General features: G+C 58.6%; 3 protein-coding genes and 1 tRNA gene. All 4 read right to left on the minus strand.

From position 1 onward, the window contains the following. Positions 1 to 276: 276 nt before the first annotated feature. Entirely contained in the window at positions 277 to 1,875 is a 1,599-nt protein-coding gene (locus NW856_RS01785) for a DUF6930 domain-containing protein (protein WP_414398791.1), read from the minus strand. A 189-nt stretch (positions 1,876 to 2,064) separates the two neighbouring features. After that, positions 2,065 to 2,137 (minus strand) — tRNA-Thr (locus NW856_RS01790). 83 nt (positions 2,138 to 2,220) lie between these two features. Beyond that, positions 2,221 to 2,916: a TPM domain-containing protein gene (locus tag NW856_RS01795; protein ID WP_414398793.1), complete on the minus strand. Its 696-nt coding sequence runs from the start codon at positions 2,914 to 2,916 to the stop codon at positions 2,221 to 2,223. A 260-nt stretch (positions 2,917 to 3,176) separates the two neighbouring features. Continuing rightward, the gene (locus tag NW856_RS01800) at positions 3,177 to 4,280 is read right to left on the minus strand and encodes an FAD-binding oxidoreductase (protein WP_414398792.1); all 1,104 of its coding nucleotides are present in this window, start codon (positions 4,278 to 4,280) and stop codon (positions 3,177 to 3,179) included. Between the last annotated feature and the right edge of the window lie 103 nt (positions 4,281 to 4,383).

Consider the following 4,383-nt stretch of genomic DNA (forward strand, 5'->3'; position numbering starts at 1 on the left):
CAGTGCGGGGCTCCTGCGATTTCTAGCTGAGGGTCAATACCAGAGCCCCCAGATGATAGGGCCACTGTATGCTTTGTCGAGATGCTTTGTCGAGATGCTTTGTCGAGCTATTTTGCCGGTCAGCACCCAGGAGAGAACCAGAGCCAAGATAGCGTGGATCCCTGGAAAAACCGAATCACCGCCCGGTAAACCTGCCAGAGATAGAAAGAAGGGATCCCGGCTGGGAGAAAGTTGCTCAGGTTACCAGCAGCACCTAACCTGCCTCCATCTGGACGGTCAAGGCAAGTGCAATTGTCGGCTAATCCGCACCATCGGCCCCAGTCCCAGTCCCGTTGGGTTCAAAGCCTGCATCTCAAACAAGGCCAGAATGTGGCGCACTTGCAGCTCTGGGCGCGTAGAATTCACCCCCATCGCCACCACCAAGCCGCAATAGCCACCCGTATCCCGGCAACGCCGCTCCCAGCGCTTGCGAGCCATGGAGTGAACGGGATCATCTTCGGGAAACTCCCCAAACAGGTGCAGATCGCGATTGCCCGTTTGCACAATTTCCAAGTCGTAGCGATCGCCATCGAAGGGATCCACCCCTGTGTTGAAACAAACGCCTTGCGGCCCACCTTCCCCACGCAAATTCTCGATGAGCTGCTTTGCTTTTGATCGAGAGGTGCGCACAATCACCACCGGCAGCCCTTCTCCATTTTTCACCAGCTTGCTTTGGGGGAGAGGATGCCATTGCCCCGTGCGACGCAGCATTTCCACCGTTGTCCACGGCAAGACCCCCAGGCCTATCTGCGCGCCCTCGGGCACCAAATCATCCCGCAGCAGGGTTTGTGCAGGTTCTTCCGCCTCCCCTTCCAGCTGCAGCAGCTCTTCGGCCACGTCCGGCAGGGTGCGCACCTGCACCGAAAGGGTTGTCCCCTTCTCTTGGGGATTGGGAATGCGGTACCGGCCTTGATAGGGTCGAAAGTCATCTTCCAGCTTGCGGTGGTACTGCTTGAAGAAGCGATGCAAGGCTTCCAAGGCCACCGATAAGGCCGCCGCCTCATCCTCCTGCAAAGTCACGCGCAAGCCTTCCAGGGGGTGAATGGTGCCGAAGTTCGGCTCAATTTCCTCGGGATCCAACTCTGCCAAGTCCAGATCCGGCAGTTCGTTGAGTTCAGGATTGCCAGCTTGGAAGGTGAGATAGAGACAATCTTGCCTGAGGAAAGCCTCCTCCATTTCTTCGGGAGTGGCCGGCTGGGCCGCATCCTGGCGAAACTGTTTAAGAGAGGGCAGCGAGCGATAAAAAAGCACCCCATACTCCATGCCCAACCGCCCCATCACCGAGACATAAAGGGTTTGGATGTCCCAGTGATCTAGGTCGATGGCCAAGATTTGGTGATCCTCTAGGTAATCCCAGGGAGCATCTCGCCAGAGGGTAAGGGCTTTGCCGGCCAGCAACTCAACATAGTGTTCCGGCAGAGGGGGAGGGATCCGTTCGTTGGCCTCTTCAAAGCTCTGAAGGATCTCATCGATTAGAGGCAATTCCGGCTGGCATTCCACCTTGATGTCCAGCTCGTGCAGGATGCCGCGCAAGAAAAATTGCACCTCTCGATCCCGCACGATGATCTTCTGGGGGCGAGCAGGTGAGGCAGCATGGGGCCGCTCCATGGCCACAATCAAGGTTCGCACCATCGGCTCAAAGCCAGAATCGGCGGGCACCACTTCCATGGCCCGTACCACGCCCTGAACGCCATCTACCCAAAGAATGCACTCCCCTTCCGTTTGGGATCCCACGGGTGGCGATCCTGAGAGCTTGTGACGATCCCCTTCCCACACCGAGGGCACCTGGGGCAGCTTTTGCAATCGACGAACCGTAGCGGCTGGGAGACCGGACATAGACATCCAAGAAGAATCAGGAGAACAACCCAATCGGCTGAGTAGGTATGCCAAACTGAGCAGGGATCGGCCTTGGCCTCCTGTCAACAAGACCCAGGGATCCCGCTGATGCCAATCTAACCACCAGTGTAGAAGCTGAGTTCGGCTTCAGCGAGAGGAGACAGCAGAGCCAAGTTCCATGGCACCAGAAGCTGATGGTCAGATTCGAACTGACGACCGCTCGATTACAAGTCGAGTGCTCTACCAACTGAGCTACACCAGCAATTTCTGCTCACCGATTCTAGCATTTGTCCCCTGCGAACTGGGGCTCGCAGGGAAGGACGCCCAGCCGACTTCACGAGTCAGCTACTGCTGATCCACTGCCGGGCGAGCAATGGGAGCCAGGTAGATCACCAAAGCCCCTGCCAGAAACCCCAAGACGTTGCGCAACACCGGGATCCAATCCTGCGTGCGTGTGACCACCGGCCCGATACCGAAGGCCCCGAACAGAATGAACCACAGGGGAGAAATGAGCAAGGCCCAACGCCAGTTAAACAGCTCCTCCGCATGGCGGGGCTTGCCGGCAAACCCGAAGACAATCCCGCCCAAAATCGAGGTCACCAGCGTTAGGATCCACTGCTCCTGAGGCAGGCCGGGCACCACGCGGCAGCCTCCCTGATGAAAGCAGCGATCCAAAACATCCACGGTCTCCAGGATGGCGCGGTGGGTGCCGTGCTCCCGCACATAGAATTGGTTGCCAAAGCGAGATTGCAGCTCAATCCAAAAGGTACGTGGCAAGATCTCGCGCACAGCATCCCCCACATTAAACGCCAGCAAGTTGCCCCCCCTGGGATCCGCCACCATCAGAACGCTGCGCTCATTCAAGCCCCAGTATTCCTTCACCTGACGACCCGGTGTTTGGTCGAACTGAGTCAGCACCCGCAGCTTCCAGCCGGTGTCTTGCTCTAACTTGTTCAGATGCTGGGCCAGTTGAGCTTCCTGATTGCTGGTCAACTGATCCGCTAAGTCCAAGACCGGCACGGGCGGCTGAGGCAGCTCCATCGGCACCACCGGCAGGGCAGGTTGCGCCCAGGTCAGGGATCCCCCGCCCACCGCAATCAACAGCCCAAGGCAAAAGCCCACCCCAACGCGGAGTATCCGTTGCCACTCGATGCTCATGCTGATCCCTCTCTTAGCTTTGACGCTGAGATACTGAGAAATGATGTTAAGAAATGTTTCAATTTCTTATAGATCTATCATGCACCGGAACAAGACGTTTGGCCAGAGGGATCCCGGGGAAGGAGCGGTGACAGGGGCAGTGCCTATATCAAGCTGGGGCTGAAGGTGCCGGCAGGGTCAAATTGCTGCTTCAGCTTGCGCATTAGGCTGGCAACCGGGCCAAAGTCATGGGCAAGAGCCCTCTTCAGAGCTGGCGGAGCCTCCAGAAGCAGGAGAAATCCGCCTGCGGACTTGAGGTAGCGTTGCAGTTGCATTAGGGATCTCACTTCTGGCTGAACCAGCCAAGCCCGTCCTAGCCCACAGCCTCGGTGCAGTTGCACCTGAGCTCCAGGAAACAGGGTTTGAAACTGCTCCAGTGTTGCCAAGCTCTGACTGGGCAGGCACCCGAACTTGGCCAGCACTGCTCCTGAGCCGGGTTGAGGCAGGGACAGAGAGCCGGGATTCACTTCCTGCAAAGTCAGCCCTGCAGGGGCCAGCCGCCGCGTTTGGGCCATCTGTTGGGCGATTGCTCGCTCCGATCCATGAAAGCTGAGCCAAACCTGGGATCCCTCTGCCCTCAGCCAGAGATCCACCCCCACAGGGTTAACGGGGCCGGTCAGCACCTGCCGACACAAAACCTCCAGCTCCGGCAGGGATCCTGTAGCCAGCAAAGCAGACTGAGCTGCCGGCAAGGGGTAAAGCCGCAGGCTCACCTGGGTCAAAATTCCCAAGCTGCCCAGGGATCCAGTGAACAGCTTCATCAGGTCATAGCCGGCAACATTCTTAACAACCCGCCCGCCCGCTTTGGCCACCTCCCCATCCGCCCGCACCCAGGCTATGCCCAGCAGCAAGTCGCGGATCCCGCCGTAACGCCAGCGCAGAGAACCTGTATCGGCAGTGGCGATAATGCCCCCCAGGGTAGCCCGCTCCGGATAGAGGGGATCCACCGGCCACCATTGCCCCCGCTCGGCCAAGATGTGTTGCAGTTCCGCCAAAGTCATGCCAGCTTCCACCGTGACGGTGAGATCAGCAGCCGCATGGTCGATGAGCCGGCGTAAGCCGCGCGTGCTGAGAACCAAATCCACCGGCTCCACAGAGTGGGCCCAGCCCCACTTGCTCCCCTGCCCCAGCGGCAGCACTTTCCGCCCTTGGCACTCCTTTAAGATTCCGGCCAATTCCGAGACCGTTGATGGAGTCTGGATCGGCAAGGGATCCCCTGGATCAGATAGCAAGGTCGCCAGTGAATGGGGAGAAGACATTGGGGAAAGCGAAGCAGAGAGTGACATCCTCCCGACGCTGACCCTACGGGTA

It is taken from the genome of Synechococcus sp. R3-13, assembly GCF_047462195.1.
GTDB lineage: Bacteria > Cyanobacteriota > Cyanobacteriia > Thermostichales > Thermostichaceae > Thermostichus.

Excerpts from the sequence above, each read along its gene's own strand:
- NW856_RS01785 (WP_414398791.1), bottom strand. The coding sequence starts at position 1,875 with ATGTCCGGTCTCCCAGCCGCTACGGTTCGTCGATTGCAAAAGCTGCCC.
- NW856_RS01795 (WP_414398793.1), bottom strand. The coding sequence starts at position 2,916 with ATGGAGCTGCCTCAGCCGCCCGTGCCGGTCTTGGACTTAGCGGATCAG.